18 protein-coding genes are annotated in these 17697 nt (G+C 42.9%); 4 read left to right on the top strand and 14 right to left on the bottom strand.

Annotation, left to right across the window (positions count from 1 at the left end; translation table 11 throughout):
* Nucleotides 1-130: 130 nt before the first annotated feature.
* The 13 genes from purH to GQR93_RS01680 all read right to left on the bottom strand — a co-directional run bounded on the left by purH (nucleotide 131) and on the right by GQR93_RS01680 (nucleotide 13379).
* Nucleotides 131-1660 (bottom strand): bifunctional phosphoribosylaminoimidazolecarboxamide formyltransferase/IMP cyclohydrolase, encoded by a 1530-nt coding sequence (gene purH / locus GQR93_RS01740; RefSeq protein ID WP_003551747.1) that lies wholly within the window; start codon nucleotides 1658-1660, stop codon nucleotides 131-133.
* Complete coding sequence (purN, locus tag GQR93_RS01735; protein WP_003551746.1) at nucleotides 1660-2250, bottom strand: phosphoribosylglycinamide formyltransferase; 591 nt, start codon at nucleotides 2248-2250, stop codon at nucleotides 1660-1662. The genes purH and purN overlap by 1 nt, the downstream gene beginning before the upstream one ends.
* Complete coding sequence (purM, locus tag GQR93_RS01730) at nucleotides 2247-3263, bottom strand: phosphoribosylformylglycinamidine cyclo-ligase (protein WP_003551744.1); 1017 nt, start codon at nucleotides 3261-3263, stop codon at nucleotides 2247-2249. Before purM ends, purN begins: the two co-directional genes overlap by 4 nt.
* 12 nt (nucleotides 3264-3275) lie before the next feature.
* The gene (gene purF / locus GQR93_RS01725; protein WP_159298627.1) at nucleotides 3276-4721 is read right to left on the bottom strand and encodes an amidophosphoribosyltransferase; all 1446 of its coding nucleotides are present in this window, start codon (nucleotides 4719-4721) and stop codon (nucleotides 3276-3278) included.
* Nucleotides 4706-6940: a phosphoribosylformylglycinamidine synthase subunit PurL gene (purL, locus tag GQR93_RS01720; protein ID WP_003551740.1), complete on the bottom strand. Its 2235-nt coding sequence runs from the start codon at nucleotides 6938-6940 to the stop codon at nucleotides 4706-4708. Before purL ends, purF begins: the two co-directional genes overlap by 16 nt.
* Nucleotides 6933-7619, bottom strand: coding sequence for a phosphoribosylformylglycinamidine synthase subunit PurQ (gene purQ / locus GQR93_RS01715; RefSeq protein WP_159298626.1), 687 nt, complete (start codon nucleotides 7617-7619; stop codon nucleotides 6933-6935). The genes purL and purQ overlap by 8 nt, the downstream gene beginning before the upstream one ends.
* Entirely contained in the window at nucleotides 7616-7879 is a 264-nt protein-coding gene (gene purS / locus GQR93_RS01710) for a phosphoribosylformylglycinamidine synthase subunit PurS (protein ID WP_003551736.1), read from the bottom strand. Before purS ends, purQ begins: the two co-directional genes overlap by 4 nt.
* Nucleotides 7879-8619: a phosphoribosylaminoimidazolesuccinocarboxamide synthase gene (gene purC / locus GQR93_RS01705; RefSeq protein ID WP_003551730.1), complete on the bottom strand. Its 741-nt coding sequence runs from the start codon at nucleotides 8617-8619 to the stop codon at nucleotides 7879-7881. The genes purS and purC overlap by 1 nt, the downstream gene beginning before the upstream one ends.
* A gap of 1 nt (nucleotide 8620) precedes the next feature.
* Nucleotides 8621-9754: a 5-(carboxyamino)imidazole ribonucleotide synthase gene (gene purK, locus GQR93_RS01700; protein WP_003551727.1), complete on the bottom strand. Its 1134-nt coding sequence runs from the start codon at nucleotides 9752-9754 to the stop codon at nucleotides 8621-8623.
* Nucleotides 9735-10223, bottom strand: a complete 489-nt coding sequence (gene purE / locus GQR93_RS01695) for a 5-(carboxyamino)imidazole ribonucleotide mutase (protein WP_035444510.1) — start codon at nucleotides 10221-10223, stop codon at nucleotides 9735-9737. Before purE ends, purK begins: the two co-directional genes overlap by 20 nt.
* A gap of 434 nt (nucleotides 10224-10657) precedes the next feature.
* Nucleotides 10658-11206, bottom strand: coding sequence for a ferritin-like domain-containing protein (locus GQR93_RS01690; RefSeq protein WP_003551723.1), 549 nt, complete (start codon nucleotides 11204-11206; stop codon nucleotides 10658-10660).
* An 11-nt stretch (nucleotides 11207-11217) separates the two neighbouring features.
* Nucleotides 11218-11439 (bottom strand): heavy-metal-associated domain-containing protein, encoded by a 222-nt coding sequence (locus GQR93_RS01685; protein WP_035444261.1) that lies wholly within the window; start codon nucleotides 11437-11439, stop codon nucleotides 11218-11220.
* 29 nt (nucleotides 11440-11468) lie between these two features.
* Nucleotides 11469-13379 carry a heavy metal translocating P-type ATPase gene (locus GQR93_RS01680; RefSeq protein WP_003551719.1) on the bottom strand — a complete coding sequence of 637 codons (1911 nt, stop codon included), beginning with the start codon at nucleotides 13377-13379 and terminating at the stop codon, nucleotides 11469-11471.
* A 158-nt stretch (nucleotides 13380-13537) separates the two neighbouring features.
* Between GQR93_RS01680 and GQR93_RS01675 the strand changes: the two genes are divergently transcribed.
* From GQR93_RS01675 to GQR93_RS01660, 4 genes are all read left to right on the top strand, one after another.
* Nucleotides 13538-14182, top strand: a complete 645-nt coding sequence (locus tag GQR93_RS01675; RefSeq protein WP_003551718.1) for an NAD(P)H-binding protein — start codon at nucleotides 13538-13540, stop codon at nucleotides 14180-14182.
* Nucleotides 14183-14437: 255 nt separating this feature from the next.
* Nucleotides 14438-15778 carry an ammonium transporter gene (locus tag GQR93_RS01670; RefSeq protein WP_035444259.1) on the top strand — a complete coding sequence of 447 codons (1341 nt, stop codon included), beginning with the start codon at nucleotides 14438-14440 and terminating at the stop codon, nucleotides 15776-15778.
* Nucleotides 15779-15882: 104 nt separating this feature from the next.
* Complete coding sequence (locus tag GQR93_RS01665; protein ID WP_159298625.1) at nucleotides 15883-16359, top strand: 8-oxo-dGTP diphosphatase; 477 nt, start codon at nucleotides 15883-15885, stop codon at nucleotides 16357-16359.
* 76 nt (nucleotides 16360-16435) lie between these two features.
* Nucleotides 16436-17332, top strand: coding sequence for a diacylglycerol/lipid kinase family protein (locus tag GQR93_RS01660; protein ID WP_035444257.1), 897 nt, complete (start codon nucleotides 16436-16438; stop codon nucleotides 17330-17332).
* 88 nt (nucleotides 17333-17420) lie between these two features.
* Here GQR93_RS01660 and GQR93_RS01655 read toward each other — a convergent pair whose 3' ends face one another.
* Nucleotides 17421-17663: a hypothetical protein gene (locus GQR93_RS01655; protein ID WP_003551710.1), complete on the bottom strand. Its 243-nt coding sequence runs from the start codon at nucleotides 17661-17663 to the stop codon at nucleotides 17421-17423.
* Nucleotides 17664-17697: the final 34 nt, after the last annotated feature.

Raw genomic sequence — 17697 nt, 5'->3', positions numbered from 1 at the left:
TTCGCACACTAATTAGGACTGCTCCTCAAAGCAACATTTTACATATAAGGGATAAATCTTAAAAATCCAAACCCAGGATTTCCAAGATTCACGCCTTATATTCCAAATGTTAACCGCTTTGTTTCGCACACTAATGTCTAAAGTGTCTTACTCCCGTTGTGACCATAGCAATGCCGTACTTATCGGCCATAGCAATCGAGTCTTTATCCCGAATACTGCCACCCGGTTGGATAATTGCTTTGATATCGTGTTGAGCAGCATACTCAACACAGTCGTCCATCGGGAAGAAGGCATCGGAGGCCATAATCGCATGCTCGTAGCCATCTTTTGGCATTGCCTTTTGAATAGCAATCTTGGCTGAATCAATCCGATTTGGCTGACCCATTCCAACACCCAATGTTTTAGTATCAGTTGTAACAACCACCGCGTTACTCTTAACGAACTTAACAATGTGTTGACCGAATTGGAGCGCTTTTAACTGTTGTTCAGTCGGTTGAGTCTTGGTAACCACCTTAAAATCAGGAATTTGATCGATTTGATGATCAGATTCTTGGATTAACATCCCGCCACTGACCGAAATGGTTTCAAAGCGGTCCGGTTGGTCACGGTGACTCAAATCAGCTTGAAGTAAACGGATATTCTTCTTTTTGGCTAGAATCTCGAAAGCTTCATCCGTAAACGATGGTGCAATAATAATTTCCAAGAAAATCTTGTGCATTTTTTCAGCAGTTTGCGCATCGATTTCACGATTGACGGCAATGATGCCTCCAAAAATTGACATTGGGTCGGACTCATAGGCTTCATCCCAAGCCTGACTAATATTATCGGCAGTGCCGACACCGCATGGGTTCATATGTTTCATCGCCACAACACACGGATCGTCAAATTCACTGACCATGTTCAAGGCAGCATTTGCATCCTTAATGTTGTTAAACGACAATTCCTTTCCGTGAAGCTGCTTGGTAATCACAGACAGCTTTGAAGGAATCGGATCACGGTAGAAAGCAGCCTTTTGATGACTGTTTTCACCATATCGAAGACTTTGTTGCTTCTCGTAGGTCAATGTCAATTGATCCGGGAATTCCTCTTCGGTTAAGTAGTTTGAAATAATGGCATCATAGGCAGCTGTGTGTCTGAAGACTTTTGCGGCCAAGTGTTTTCTAAACGCATTGTCGTCACTGTGAGCTTTAAGTGCGTCAATCACTGGTTGATAATCATTAGGATCAACAATTGTTAAAACACCGGCGAAGTTCTTGGCTGCGGCCCGCAACATGGAAGGCCCGCCAATATCAATTTGTTCAATTGCCTGGGCTTCGGTTGTCTCCGGCTTCTCAATGGTCTGTCTGAAGGGATAAAGATTAACTGCCACCAAATCAATCGGCGTAATTCCGGCATCCTTTAACTGCTTCATGTGATCCGGGTCATCCCGTTTAGCCAATAAACCGGCATGAATCTTTGGATGAAGGGTCTTTACCCGACCATCCAACATTTCGGGAAAACCGGTAACTTCTTCAACGCCCGTAACGTCAACGCCGCCGGCTTCCAATGCTTTTTTGGTACCGCCGGTTGAAACGATTTCGAAATCCAAATCTTTCAACTGTTTTGCAAAATCAACCAAATTAGTTTTATCGGAAACACTTAACAGAGCTCTTCTAGCCATTATGATATTTCTCCTCTTTCTAATAGTTGTTTGACTACCTCTGGATATAATCGATGTTCGGTAGCGTGAATTCGCTGCTCAAGTTCACTCAGCTTATCATCTTTATACACTGGCACCGTCCGTTGTGCAATCACTTTTCCGGAATCGATTCCGGAGTCAACCCAGTGGATAGTGACACCCGTTTCGTCAACACCGGCCTGATAAGCATCTTCAATCCCGTGACGGCCCGGAAACTTAGGCAACAAGGCCGGATGGATATTCACAATTTTTCCTTCATAAGTCGCTAACAGGGTTGGCCCGATAATTCGCATGTAACCGGCCAACAGGATAAAATCGATCTTTTCGTCCGCTAGTTTCCTGGCAATGACACTTTCGGCAGCCGCTTTATCGGGATAATCTTTAAAGTTAATCACAAAAGTCGGCACATTTTCCTTTTTAGCTCGATTCAACACGTTGGCTTTACGGTGATCACATACCAATAAGGCCACATTAATCGGTAAGCCTTCCTTCTTAAACGACTCACAGAGCGCGGTGAAATTAGTCCCTTCACCTGAAGCAAAAATGGCGATTCTTTTAACGTCTGGTTTCATAACAAATCCTCTCGAATCACAACTTTTTTTGAACCGGAAACCAATTTACCGACTTGGTAAACCGTCTCGCCGGCTTTTTCCAATTCAGCCTTCACGCGATCCACATCTGTCGGTCGAATGGCCAATACCATTCCGAGTCCCAAATTAAACGTCTGCTTCATGTCATCAAATGACAAGTGGCCGATCTTTTGTAAATTCGTCATGATGGCCGGTATCTGCCAACTATTCAGGTTGAACGCTGCATCCAAATGGTCAGGTAAAATCCGACCGACATTTTCAATCAGTCCCCCACCGGTAATGTGCGCAATTGATTGAACTAATCCCTGTTCAATCAACGGCAAAACCGATTTGACATAAATTCGAGTTGGTCGCAGTAACTCATGCTTTAGATCCAATTGACAACCCGGTAATGTCTCATCCAGTGAATAGTGGTTTTGTTTGAACAAAATATCCCGTACCAGGCTGAAACCGTTGGAGTGCAGGCCGTTGGAGGCCAAGCCCAGCAAAACATCGCCTTCTCGGAGATTATCCGATTTCAATAATTTATCCCGATCGGCAATCCCAACGGTAAAACCGGCCAAATCATAGTGACCGTGCTGATACATATCCGGCATTTCAGCCGTTTCGCCGCCAACCAATTTTGCATCAGCTTGAGAAACACCGTCAACAACACCGGTTAAAATGGCTTTTGCCTCAGCCTGGTTCAAATGACCGGTTCCCAAATAATCAAGGAAGAAAAGCGGTTTAGCGCCCTGTGCCAACACATCATTCACACACATGGCAACCAGATCAACCCCAATTGTGTCATGTATGCCGGCCTTAATTGCAATTAATAATTTGGTACCAACACCATCGGTTCCAGACACTAAAACCGGATTCTGATAATGACCCAAACTCAATGGAAACATGCCGCCAAAGGCACCCAGCGCATCGTTATGAGATAACTGTTTAATTTCATCAACCAATTTATACCCGGCGTTAATATCAACACCGGCTTTTTTATAGGCATCCATTTTATTTCCCTCTCATCCCATTTTTGCGGCGTGTAATTGAGCCTGATCACGATCATACTCTCTTTGATAATCATAAAGCGACGTTGGGTATTTGCCATCAAAGTATGCGACACAAAGACCTTTATTAGGCGCAGTGGTTTTCAAGTTAACCGCTTTGATTAAACTTTCCACACTCAAGAATCCCAGTGAGTCAGCATCAAAGATCTGACGCATTTCTTCAATTGTATGATTGGCAGCAATCAGCTCACTGACGTGTTGAATATCAATTCCATAAAAGCATGGGTAGCGAAGCGGCGGTGACGCAATTCGCAAATGAACCGAAGCGGCCCCGGCATCCTTCAATAATTTAACAATCCGGCGACTGGTGGTTCCACGAACAATTGAGTCGTCAACCAAGACAACCCGCTTGCCTTTCACAACACCCTTAACTGCTGAAAGCTTCATATTGACACCCTGCTCACGTAATTCCTGAGTGGGTTCAATAAACGTTCGTGCCGAATACTGATTCTTCACAAGTCCCATTTCATAAGGCAAACCTGCTGCCTCGGCATAACCCATCGCTGCTGACAATGACGAATTTGGCACACCTGTCACAATATCGGCATCTGCCGGCTGTTCCTTGGCCAATATTTCTCCCATCCGCTTACGGGCGGAATGAACATTGACCCCATAGATATCGGAATCCGGACGGGCAAAATAAATAAATTCCATTGAGCAAATTGATAGCTGTGTGTCATCGGTATATTGATCAATCGTAATCCCGGTATCATCAATTTTGATTAATTGGCCGGGTTGGACATCAAATTTAAACTTGGCACCAACTGCTTCCAGCGCGCAGGTTTCACTGCAGACGACATAAGCACCGTTGGGCAATTGGCCAACAACCAATGGTCGAAAACCGTTTGGATCAAGAGCAGCGTACAGCCGATCCTTTGTGATAATCAGATAGGCAAAGCCTCCCTTGATGATATTCAGGGCTTCCTTCACCTGATCATCCAAATCAGGCGCCTGACTCAGACGAATCAAATGCATCAGGTTCTCGGTATCGGAACTTGAATGATAGATGGCCCCACGATCCTCCAACTGCTTTCGAATTGAAATAGCGTTGGTCAGATTACCGTTATGGGCTAATGCAAACTGGGTATCACTGAAATTGAATGGCAACGGTTGGATATTTTCCAACAAGTTACTACCGGCCGTGGAATAACGGACATGTCCGATTGCGGCATTTCCGTCAAGATCTGCGACTGCATTTGGTGAGTCAAAAACATCGGTTAACAGACCAAAGCCGCGTTTGGTACGCAACTCGCCATCGTTATTAACAGTAATGCCGGCGCCTTCCTGACCACGATGCTGAAGGGCAAACAGGCCAATGTAAGTTAAGCGTGCGGCATCCGGTGTTCCCCAAACGCCAAAGATACCGCATTCTTCATTTAAACTCTTTACTTCAGGCTGCATGGCAGTGCTCCCTTCCAAAGGTGAAATGCATCATCAACATCCATATCAAAGTAACCATCGGCTGCGGAAACAAATAAATGATTATTGTCAGTGACTTTTCCCAAACAATCGGCATTTTCACCCATCAACTTTTCAAACGCATCCTGATTTTCAGATGCAATTGACACAATAAATCGTGACTGGCTTTCCGAAAAGAATCGATCAACAGGCAAGTCGCTGGTGAGATCAACCCCGAGTTGATTGCCGAAGGTACTTTCGGCAACTGCCGTGATCAGGCCGCCCTCTGAAATATCATGGGCACTGTGTACCAAATCATTTTGGATGGCGTCGATCACTAATTGTTGCATTTGGGCTTCGTAGTCCAAGTCAAAATCAAATAGTTTTCCGGAAATCTTACCGGTCTGCATTTTTTGAATTTGAGAGCCGTTAAATCCGTTTCCTGTTCGACCGACAACGTAAACCAGGTCACCTGCCTGTTTAAAGTCCTGGGTCGTCACATGCTTCAACCCCTTGATCAAGCCAACCATGCCAACCATTGGCGTTGGATAAATCGGGACGTTATCGTATTCATTATTCAGTGAGACATTTCCTGAAATAACCGGCGCATTGAATTTCTCGCAGGCATCACTCATCCCCATAACCGCTTGATCCAATTCGTAAAATTGATCCGGCTTTTCGGGATTGCCAAAGTTCAGGCAATCAGTAATGCCAAGTGGGACAGCTCCTGAGGCAACGATGTTTCGAGCTGCTTCGGCAACTGCCATTTGGCCACCAATCCGAGGGTTCAAGTAAAGATAGCGGCCATTGACATCAGTCGTCATTGCCAAAGCTTTATCATAATGACGAACCCGCACAACCGCGGCATCCGATCCCGGTGCCACCACCGTATTTGTTTGAACCTGTGTATCATATGTTTGATAAATACTTTCCTTTGAAGCAATCGTTAACTGCGTCAACATCTGTTTTAAAGTCGCTGTTGGATTTTTAATTTCGGGCACAAATTGTTTGGTATCGGCATCCTTTAAATGCGCCGGCACTTCGGATTCTCGGTGATAAACCGGTGCTTGAGAAGCCAATGAGTCAACCGGAACGTCTGCAACAACGTTACCGTGCTGCAGCAATTGATAATGATCGCCTTCCGTCACATGGCCGATCACAACTGCATCAACACCATGATCGTCAAAAACGGTCAAGACTTCATCTTCATGTCCGGCCTTTACGCAAAGCAACATTCTTTCCTGTGACTCTGACAGCATAAGTTCAAATGGCGTCATGTCGGCTTCACGTTGCGGTACCAAATCGAGGTCAAGGACCATGCCGTTACCGCCGGCTTTAGAGCCCATTTCAGCTGATGATGATACCAATCCGGCTGCTCCCATATCCTGAATACCGACCAGTGAATCCGAATGATGATTAATAACATCCAGGCAAGCTTCCATAACCAATTTTTCAGTAAAGGGATCTCCAACCTGAACAGCCGAACGCTGGCTTTCATGTTCGGAATCAAATTGGAACGAAGCAAATGAAGCACCGTTTATACCGTCACGACCGGTTTTGGCACCCACATATACAATGCTGTTGCCGACACCGGCTGCAGCGCCGACTTCAATCTTATCGAGGTCCATCAAGCCAACACACATGACGTTAACCAATGGATTGTGTTCATAAGCATCGTCGAAACTCGTATCACCGCCAACGGTTGGTACCCCGATGCAATTACCGTAAGAGCTGATTCCCGCTACGATTTGAGAAATAAAGTAACGATCCTCATCGGTTTTAGGTGCACTGAAACGCAGGCTGTCAAGACAGGCAATCGGCCGGGCACCCATTGAAAAAATATCCCTTAAGATACCGCCGACACCGGTTGTCGCACCTTGAAAGGGCTCAACGGCTGAAGGATGATTATGACTTTCTGCTTTAAAAACGACCCCCTGGTTATCGCCGATATCAATAATGCCGGCGCCCTCGCCAGGCCCCTTCACAACATGTTCGCCCTTGGTATAGAACTTCTTTAATACAGGTTTGGAGTTCTTATAGGAACAATGTTCGCTCCACATGCCAGAAAAAAGGCCAACTTCTGTGTAATTTGGTAACCGATGTAAAACGTCATCCTTTATCAACTGATATTCATGATCCGACAACCCCATTGACTGATACAATTTTTGATCTCTGATTTGTTCCGGTGTAGCTTCAACCGACTGATTCATCACTTTATCCATGAGCGACTACCTCTCGACTTTTTACATAGTTAACAATTGACTGAAAAATACCAACGCCATCGCTTGATCCCAAGATATCTTCAACGGCTCGTTCCGGATGGGGCATCATACCCAGGACGTTTCCGGCTTTATTGGTAATTCCGGCAATGTTGGCGACGCTTCCGTTGGGGTTGTTTCGATATTTAAAAATAATCTGATCATTGGCAATCAACCGCTTTAAAGTCTCCTGATCACAGTAATAATTACCATCTCCATGAGCAATCGGCAGGTTGATAATTTGTGCCAACTTAAAAGCTGAAGAAAATAGTGAACCAGCATTATTAACGACCAGCGGTTCTGTCTGACAGATAAATTTGGCTGAAACATTTTTTTGGAGGCTGCCGGGCAATAACCCGGCTTCCGTTAAAATCTGAAATCCGTTGCAAATTCCCAGAACCGGTCGACCACTTTTGGCAAATTCCTGAAGTGCCGGAATAATTGGTGAGAAGCGGGCAATCGCACCACTGCGAAGATAATCTCCGTATGAAAAGCCGCCGGGAATTAAGACAGCGTCAAAGCCTTCTAATGAGTTCTTCTTGTAAGAAACCAATTCAACTTCTTCATTCATAATGTCTTGAATCGCGTAGTACAGATCCATTTCACAGTTGGAACCTGGGAACGCAAGGATTGCAAATTTCATTGAGCAGCCTCCGTTTCAGTAATGTCGTAATGATAATTTTCCATGTTGTAGTTAGCCAGCATCTTATCGCAGATATCGTTAATTTCCTTATTCAAGTCGTCGCGTGAAATGTCGTCGGCAACGGTAATTTCAAAATATTTACCAAGTTTGAGATCATTGACATTATCGTATCCCAAACGGCCGAGTGCCTTCTGAATGGCTTGTGCCTCAGGATTTAAAATTGATTTTTTATAGTTAACGTATACTTTTACCAAAGCCATTATTGAACATCCTCCACTTTTTCCAAGCGCCCCAGCAGCTCTTTATAGACAGGCACCAATGCACCAAGCCCTTTTCTAAAGACATCTTTATCAAGCGACTTCTTGGTTGTGCGATCAATTAAGCGACAGCTGTCTGGTGAAATCTCATCTGCCAAAATCAACTGACCATCACTGGTCATACCAAATTCAACTTTGAAATCAACCAAATCAACATTCATTTCGGAAAAGATCTCTTTCAAGCGATCATTGACCTTTAAAGCAATGTCACGGATTTTTTTCATTTGATCCTCGGTTGCTACATTAAGCGCTTCGGCATCAAAATCATTAATAAAGGGATCGTCAAGCTCGTCACTCTTGTAGAAAAACTCGGTAACCGGCTTTTCAAATGCCATTAAATGTTCGACGCCATACCGTTTTTCAAAACTGCCTGAAGCAAAATTTCGAACGACCGTTTCCAACGGAATGATTTTGACCCGCTTAACCAATTGGTTGTTAGCATCCAATTGCTTGATAAAGTGATTTTCAATACCGTGCTTTGCCAAGTCCGTAAAAATTAACGATGAAATTTCACAGTTGGTCTGGCCTTTTCCCTGCATCTGAACTTTTTTCTTACCATTAAAAGCCGTTACTTGATCCATGTAATGAACCCACATGATGTCGGGATCATTTGTGGTAAACATTTCTTTGGCTTTACCTTTGTACAATAAATCTTTCTTTTCGATATCAGCAATTTCAGTCATTTTAATTTTCTCCCTTTAACATGTCGATTGATTTCAATAACTGGTCGATGTCATCACCTAAAACGGTCACATGACCCATTTTGCGTTGTGGGCGAATTTCCGCTTTGCCGTAATCGTGGAAATGCCATTCCGGATGATCTTTAAGCAGGTTCCTTGCAAGCGTTAAGTCGGTGCCAAGCAGGTTTCTCATAACAGCCGGCTTTTCTTGTACAATTTGAGGAATCGGCAATCCGCAAATGCTTCTGATATGTGCTTCAAATTGTGAAATGTTGCAGGCCTCAATGGTGAAATGACCTGAATTATGTGGGCGGGGTGCCAACTCGTTAACCATCAAATCCTTGTCATCAATGACAAAGAGTTCAATACCGAGCACACCGTACAAATCAAGTTTATTGGCAATAGTTTCTGCATAGTCATGCGCTTTTTGATGAATGGTTTTTGAGAACCGGCCGGGAGCGATCGTTGTATGAAGAATGTGATTCTTATGTCGGTTTTCAACCAATGGAAATGTGATCACCTTGCCGTTGACATCCCTTGTAACCATCACCGATGCTTCGGCAATAAAGGACTGGCGGGCTTCAAGAATGCATTGGGATTTCCCATAAAGTTCAACGGCCTTTTCAATATCTTGAGGGCTGTTAATATCCATTTGACCATGGCCATCATAACCGCCCGATACGGTTTTCAGGATTGCCGGATAACCGACTTCTTTTATGGCATCTGTCATAGATGCTTCATCTGAAACAGCCGCAAAGTTGGTTACCGGAATACCGGCTTGGCGAAGAAAGTTTTTTTCGTTTAAACGTTCGCCGGTGATGTGCAGTAAGTTGACTCCCTGCGGAAGTTCGGCAACTTTTTTGGCTTTTAATAAAGCATCCTCATCAACGTTTTCAAATTCATAAGTTAAAACGTCGCTTTTATCGGCTAATTCCATCAGTGAGTCAACGTCATCGTATTCAGCCACAATCTGAAAGTCGGCAACCTGACCGGCAGGTGCCTGAGGCGTTGGATCTAGAATACCGACTTTGTATCCCATTGATTTGGCAATCAACGCCATCATCTGTCCGAGTTGCCCACCACCAACAATGCCGATGGTTGCCGGTGGCAAAAGTGTTTTAATCGAATTGCTGCTCACTGTTTTTGGCCTCCACTCGTTGTTCGTGTTTTAAATCTAAAAGTTTCTGTTGAATTGATTGATCTTCAACTCCCAAAATCTGGGCGGCCAACAAGGCAGCATTCTTTGCGCCGGATTCGCCGATACTAACAGTAGCCACGGGGGCACCAAATGGCATTTGGACAATTGAAAGCAGGGAATCAACACCATTTAATGTTCGGGTTTTAATTGGTACACCGATGACAGGCAGCGTTGTGTTTGCGGCGATCATTCCCGGCAAATGGGCAGCCCCACCGGCACCTGCAATGATAACTTTTAAGCCTTTATTTCGTGCCGACTTTCCAAATGCTTGAAGTTCATCGGGCATTCGATGTGCTGAAATGACGTGCTTCTCATACGAAATCTCCAAGTTATCCAATTGCTGACAGGCCAATTTCATTGTTGGCCAATCCGAGATTGATCCCATTGCAACCCCAACGATGTTTGCCATCATAACCACTCACCTTTTAAATTATTTTGTGTCTAAATAATACTTAACAATTAAGCGAAAGTCAATATCTAAAGTTCGTGTTTTGCTGTATATTTCCGACCAAAAATTTACATTGTGTAAGATTGTTCGTCTTTGCTTGAAATAATGATATCATTTAGCATTTATTTCAGTTGGTTGATAATAAAACAGCTATAAAATAGGAAACACGAACTGGTTTTGTAACTTTAATTTAATTGTTCGTGTCTAAGGCGATTTTGTTTTGATGCGGTTTTTGTTTTTAGGCAAAACTAATGATCTAATGTGAAATTATGATATAAGTTCGACAAAATCATTACAAATTGCGTCAAATAAGTTGCCCTACAAAAAAAGGATCCTTCACGACTCTTTGATCATAGAGTCATTAAGGATCCTTCTTCGATATACCTGCAATTTAATCAGTCTGCATCGTCTTCTTCATCCAGCCCTTCCCTCGGCGTCTTACCCAAGAGTGCCTGTAAGAAAGCAATGTTATGATTATTTTCACCCAATAACGTAGTGAGATGCTGTGCCAAAACGGGACGATCTTCTTTTTCCGCCAATTTAATTGCCCGGGTTACAAAGAGGTTCGATGTATCGTAGTCATGAACCAAATCGTCGACCAGCCAGTCGGCATTCTGATACTTGTTTCGACCATTTTCCTGAAGCATGGCATATTCGGTGAATTCCTTTTGAGTTGTCGGCGTCAACAGCGCCTCATCAATCAAAACACTTCCCATAGTATCTTTTTGACGATAGGCCTGCTGCAATAAATCGGCTATCGTTTGCTTCAGTGAGGCTGCATTCATCCCCTTAACATACCATTTGATCTGCTGCAGCTTATCAGCCAGGACCACCAAATTTGACACAATGTGGCCGGTCATTGCCCCGGCTGTTGGCGTATGGTGATCAAGATCCGCTTGCTTAACTTCTGCTTCATACAATTTTTCCGGTGTTTGCGTTGTCATTTTAGTCACTCCTACTTAACTTTCATTGATTTAACTTCATAGCCCAGGTCAGTCACGGTGTTTGATAATTGATCTGCAGAAATCCGATCCGCATCAAATTCCGCTTTGACTTTGGCAGCGTTAAACAAAACCTTAACAGTCTCCACGCCTGCTTGTTTCTCCAACGCACCTTGGATCTTTTGCATACATGACGGGCATGATAATGCATCTAATTGTAAAATTGCTTTACTCATTTTAACGACCTCCGTTTTTCTTTCTATAATTAAGATAACTTAACTCGGCTCTCAGTTACTTGATCTACATCAATTTTTGGTGATTTTGTTTGATAGTGGATGAGTCGCATGGCGTTAAAAATAACAACCAGAATACTGGCCTCGTGAACCAGCATGCCGCTAGCCATATAGATATAGCCTGCTATCAACCCGACGAGCAGGAATACAACCGTTCCAACCGCAATAATGATATTTTCTTTCGTATTTAACACTGTCTTTTTAGCCAAGCCAAAAGCATGAACCAACTCATCGAATCCGGAAGACATCAGAACAACATCGGACGTTTCAACCGCAACATCGGTACCGCTTCCCATCGCAATGCCAATGTCCGCAGTGGCAATCGATGGACTGTCATTAATACCGTCACCAACAAAGGCGACTTTTTGACCCTCGTTTTGAAATTGCTTAACAAAAGTGACCTTTTGCTCCGGAAGCAAATCTGCATGCAACTCATCAATTTGCAACTGTTTGGCAACTGCTTGGGCCGCCAATTGATTATCCCCAGTCAGCATCACTGTTTTTTTGACACCCATTTTTTTCAATTGTTGTAAGCTTTCCTTAACGCCGGTTCGAACGACATCCGAGATACCAACAATCGTTTGAACAGAATGATTCACGGCCACAATTACCGAAGAACTCCCCTGTCGCTGAATGGCATGCAGATCGTCCAACTGTTTGGTCGATAACTCAATCCGGTTATCCGCCATTAACTGTTGGTTACCGATTAATACCCGTTCTTGATTCACAAGGGCATTAATGCCGCGACCTTTAATCGTATTGCTGGACGTAACCGATATATATGAAAAATCAAGATGCTTCGATTGGACGAAATCAACCACTGCTTTAGCCAGAGGATGATCGGACTGACTTTCAACCGCTGCTGCCACCAATAATCCTTTTTCGTCATCACTGTAAGTGTGAAAATGGGTTACGGCCGTTTTGCCTTCAGTCAGTGTCCCGGTTTTATCAAAGATAATCGTATCTACGTGACTCAATGTGTTCATCACGTCGCCACCTTTAACCAACACACCATGTTTGGCACCATTACCAATTCCGGCAACGTTTGACACCGGGGCGCCTATTACCAAAGCACCGGGGCACCCTAATACCAATACCGTTATTGCTAAACGAAAATCGGAAAAAATAATACCGACAAGTGCCGCAATGATTAAAACGGCTGGTGTATAGTAGGTCGCAAATCGATCAATAAACTTTTCAGCTGGGGATTTAGTATCCTGCGCATTTTCAACCAATTCAACTATTTTGCCAAAGGTTGTATCATCGCCAACTTTGGTGGCTTGAACTTTTAACGTCCCGTTATCCAAAATAGTACCTGAATAAACAGAATCCCCGCTGGTTTTAGAAACTAATTTTGCTTCGCCGGTAATACTGGCTTCGTTAACGTGACCGGATCCTGAAACAATTCGACCGTCAACCGGCACTTGAGCACCTGTCTTAACCAATACGACGTCACCCGTGTCTACAAAGTCAACATCCGTTTCTTCGATTTGATCATGTTCACCAATGACAAGTGCCGTTGTTGGTGCCATTTCAGTCAGATCTTTAATAGAATGTCGGGTCTTTGCCAGTGTTTTATTTTCCAAAAAAGTTCCAAAAAGAAATAGGAATGTGACGATGGCCGACTCATTGTATTCACCAATAATGAATGCCCCAACAACTGCAATACTGACCAACAGTTCAATACTGATTGTTTTAAATCGCAAAGCTGAGAATGCTCTTAGAACAATGGGAACCGCCGAAATAATGGAAGCTAAGATAAATGACCAGGTATATAACCACCCTATCTTGGTGATGTTCCCCAATAAGCCAATACCGATTAAAGCTGCCGTTATTAATGTAATTTGATTAATATGCTGATTAATAAAGCGTTGAAATTTCATTTAAATGTCTCCTCCCCGATATGATACATTTAGTATATGGGGATTTTAGATTTAAATAATTGATGCAGATCAAGAATTCAATCTTTTCCAAGACTTTTCTTTCATTATGTGGGTCATAACCGATATACTAAACATAGAAAGCTTAAAGGAGGACAAACATGAAAATTATCGTCATCGGTGCCACCGGTCGGGTTGGCAAGCAAGTTGTTTCAAAGTTGGCTGAAAACAAGAGCGATCAAGTTCTTGCGGGTGCCCGTAAACCTGAAAGTATCGAAAAGGGCTCTAATATCAAACCTTTCAAGATTGATTTACACGACACTAAAGACAACATCCTAAAAGCGTTGCCGGAAGCTGACGCATTGATCTTTACTGCTGGTTCCGGCGGTAAAGATCTTCTGCAGGTTGACTTGAATGGTGCCGTTAAAGTCATGATAGAGGCGGCTAAACGCGGAATCGACCGCTTTGTTATGCTGAGCTCCAAGGACTCTTTGACCCCTGATTCATTTAGCGGCGACAATCCGTCCCCACTTGCAAATTATCTAATTTCCAAACATTTTGCCGACCTTTGGTTAATTAAGAATACAACCTTGGATTACACGATTCTTCAGCCAACGGCTCTGACAGAAACCCCAGGTTCCGGTAAAGTAAGTTTGGGTGAATACACCAAGAACGAAAATAGCATCGAAAACGTGGCGGATGTACTTGCAGAAATTGTTAAAGATGATCATACCATTGGCAAAATTCTTCCAATGAGTGATGGTGCGACGCCAATTACAGATGCAGTTGCCGAAGTTAAATCTTAAACAAACAGTTATCCTATTTAAAGTAGGATAACTGTTTTTGTAATATTTGTTATATTATATGACATCCACCGGTTAATCACCAAAATAAATTTTAGCTTTTTCTGTGATTTTTGAATTGCTTTTTAACAGGCTTTTGAGACCGGTTCCATTTTTTAACACTCTTAGAATTAAATAAGAACGTTTCTAACAAACACTAGACGGTTTGCATTGATGATGTTAGAATTTATGACATTAAATAAAAAGGGAAGCGATGTTATGAATGCTGCTAATACTTCATTTATGATTCTGTCTAGTATTTTGGTCTTATTCATGACACCCGGGCTGGCTTTCTTCTACGGCGGCCTGGTGTCAAAACGAAACGTTGTCAACACGATGTTATCTGTATTCGTCATGACTGGAGTCGCAATTGTCCTCTGGATCATGGTTGGCTACAGTTTATCATTTGAAGGAGATATTCACGGGATCGTCGGAACGTTAGATAATTTCTTTATGAACGGTGTTAAATTGGGCACCTTAACCGCAACTAAAATTCCAACCGGAATCTTTTCCGTTTTTGAAATGATGTTTGCCATTATCACACCGGCTTTATTCGTAGGAGCGGTTGTTGGTCGAATTAAGTTTAATTTTTTACTGGTTTTCCTAATTCTCTGGTCAATCTTAATTTACTACCCAATGGTTCACTTGGTTTGGAGTCCTAATGGTCTTCTAGCCGGACTTGGTACATTGGACTTTGCCGGTGGAACCGTTGTTCATATTAACGCTGGTATTACCGCCTTTGTTCTATCAGCCTTTCTTGGTAAACGAATCAAATTCGGTGATAAACCTCACACCCACTACAATTTACCATGGGTTTTGCTCGGAACTGCCATTCTTTGGATTGGTTGGTATGGCTTTAATGCCGGTTCAGCACTTGGAGTTGATAACATTGCTGCTCAAGCAACGATTACCACAACCATGTCAACCGGTACCGCAATGGTTACCTGGATGATTCTGGATATGATCATTTCCGGAAAACCAACCTTAGTTGGTGTTTGTACCGGTACCCTTTGTGGACTGGTTGGTATTACACCTGCCTGTGGTTTTGTAACAATTGCCGGCTCATTTTGGATCGGCATGTTCTCAACCTTTGCCAGCTACTTCTTCGTTAACTACCTCAAAGACAGAATCGGTGTTGATGACGCCCTCGATGCCTTTGGATGCCATGGTGTTAGCGGAATTGTCGGCAGTATCTTTACCGGTTTGTTTGCTACAAAGGCAGTTAACCCAATCGTGTCCCACAACGGCCTCTTCTATGGTGGCGGTTGGCATCAATTAGGTATCCAAGTATTTGCCACCCTTGTCACCATCGTCTTTGTATCAATCGCCGCAACCATTATTATTAAAGTACTTGGATTAATCATGCCGATGCGTGTTGATCGCAAGGAAGAGGAAATTGGACTTGATAAAGGTGAACACGGTGAGGAAGCCGATTACACCGTTGATATCAGTAATGATATGGATGCTTATCAATCCGATATGAATATGTATGCTAAGGAATTCAGAGGCCAAATGGCAGGTTTGAATTCACCGAAAACACCCGGTCCCAGAGACCATTGACAGAAAAATAACTAACATCGCCAAAAAGTTAATAAAAACTGCTTTTGAAGTCTGCTATACTGATTTCAAAAGCAGTTTTTGCGATATTAAGGAAGCGAGATACAATGACTTATTCACGTTCAGAGCATGTTGAACTGGTCAATATGTGTATGATTTATAACCCGAAAACAAAAGAAGTACTGGTTGAAGATAAAACAGACGTTACCTGGAAGTTTGGTCATACTTTTCCAGGCGGTCATGTCGAAAGAAACGAAAGTCTTTATGATGCCATGGTCCGGGAGGTCTACGAAGAGACCGGCTTAACCATTACCCAGCTGGAATCATGCGGTACTGTTGAATGGTTTAATCAAGATCCCCTTTACCGGCGATTGGGTTTTCTATACAAGACAAGCCATTTTTCCGGAACGTTGAAGCAAAGCAGCGAAGGCAAAATCTATTGGATACCATTGGCGGATCTCAACGAGAACAACACTGCCGAAAGCTTTATGACATTTTTAAAAATATTTACCGAACCCACTACTGTGGATGCCACTTCAAAAATCATGAACGGCTCTTTATCGATAATCCCCAAAGAAGCATGAGAGAAGACAATAGGATATAATACGGGTGTCCCCTATTAGGAAAGCGGATTCAATATTTAAGAGGGAGGCCCGGATCATGCAAAATTATCTGATTATTTACAATGGAACAGCTGGCAAATCCGATAACGAAACGATTGCGAAAAAGGCACAGCGAATGTTGCATCAAGCAGGGAAAAATGTTGATTTAGCAGCGACCAGCTCTGAAAAAGATGCCGTTAAGCAGGCTAAAGCATCAACCAGTCGTTATGATTGTTTAGTGACAATTGGCGGTGACGGTTCTATTAACACTGCCTGCGCAGGCTTTCTTAAAGCTGGGCAATCAATTCCTTTGGGTATCATCCCCGGTGGCACCGTTAATAATTTCGCCAGAGCCTTAAAGATCCCTCTCAATACAGACAAGGCCATTCAAAATTTAATTGATGGCTCTCCTGCAAAAGTTGATCTTGCAACCATTGGTGATACACCAATGGTTAGCAGCTTAACACTGGGACGATTGGCAGATATTTCTCAAAATGTCAAACAGGCCGAGAAGCGAAAATTTGGTACGATGATTTACCTTTTTAAGGGAATTAAAGAATTGTTTACAAACCGTTCGTATAAATTAAAAATTGATGCAGACGGGACCAGTGAAACATTGCGTGCTCAGATCCTACTCATCACCACAACCAATTCCGTCGGTGGGTATGTTGCCTTTAATCCGGACGCAACATATGACGATGATTGCCTGCACGTCTTTCTTCTAAAAAAATTCACGCTCCCTAAAATAATGACCTATGGTGCCTTTTTCCTTTCCGGAAACCTAAAGAATGCCAGGGGCGTTAAGTATATAAAATGCCAACAGATTCGAATCGAAAACTTATCTTCCAGAAAGATCAAAACCCGAATTGATGGTGATCCGGCAATGGCCTTACCGATTACTGTGAAGGTAAAAGCGGATTTCTTGAAAATACTATTGCCTAAGTCATTAAGATAAGAAATATCCCCTGAAGTTAAAGGACTTTAACTCCGGGGGATATTTCTTATTAATAATGGTCATCTTCTTTATAAGGACAACCTATTATCTAGTACTTCGATTGTAACGCTTTGCTCATATTTTCCATCATTTCCGTAACACTCTGACTATTAAAAATACTGCTATTTTTATCTTCAAGGTTATTATAGTCTTCAATTAACAGGTAAGCAGATAAATACCGTTGAAGCGCCACTTTGCTCGCTTTTACGTCGTCACTTTCAGTCAGTGTCGAACCGCTCACAACTGCCAAAGCAAACTTATCTGGATTAATCTTGATCTTTTTGCTGCTCATTTAATCAACTCCCGTAACTATTTACATCAATAAG

It is taken from the genome of Lentilactobacillus hilgardii, from assembly GCF_009832765.1.
Lineage (GTDB): Bacteria > Bacillota > Bacilli > Lactobacillales > Lactobacillaceae > Lentilactobacillus > Lentilactobacillus hilgardii.
This window is presented reverse-complemented; position numbering and strand designations above follow the sequence as displayed.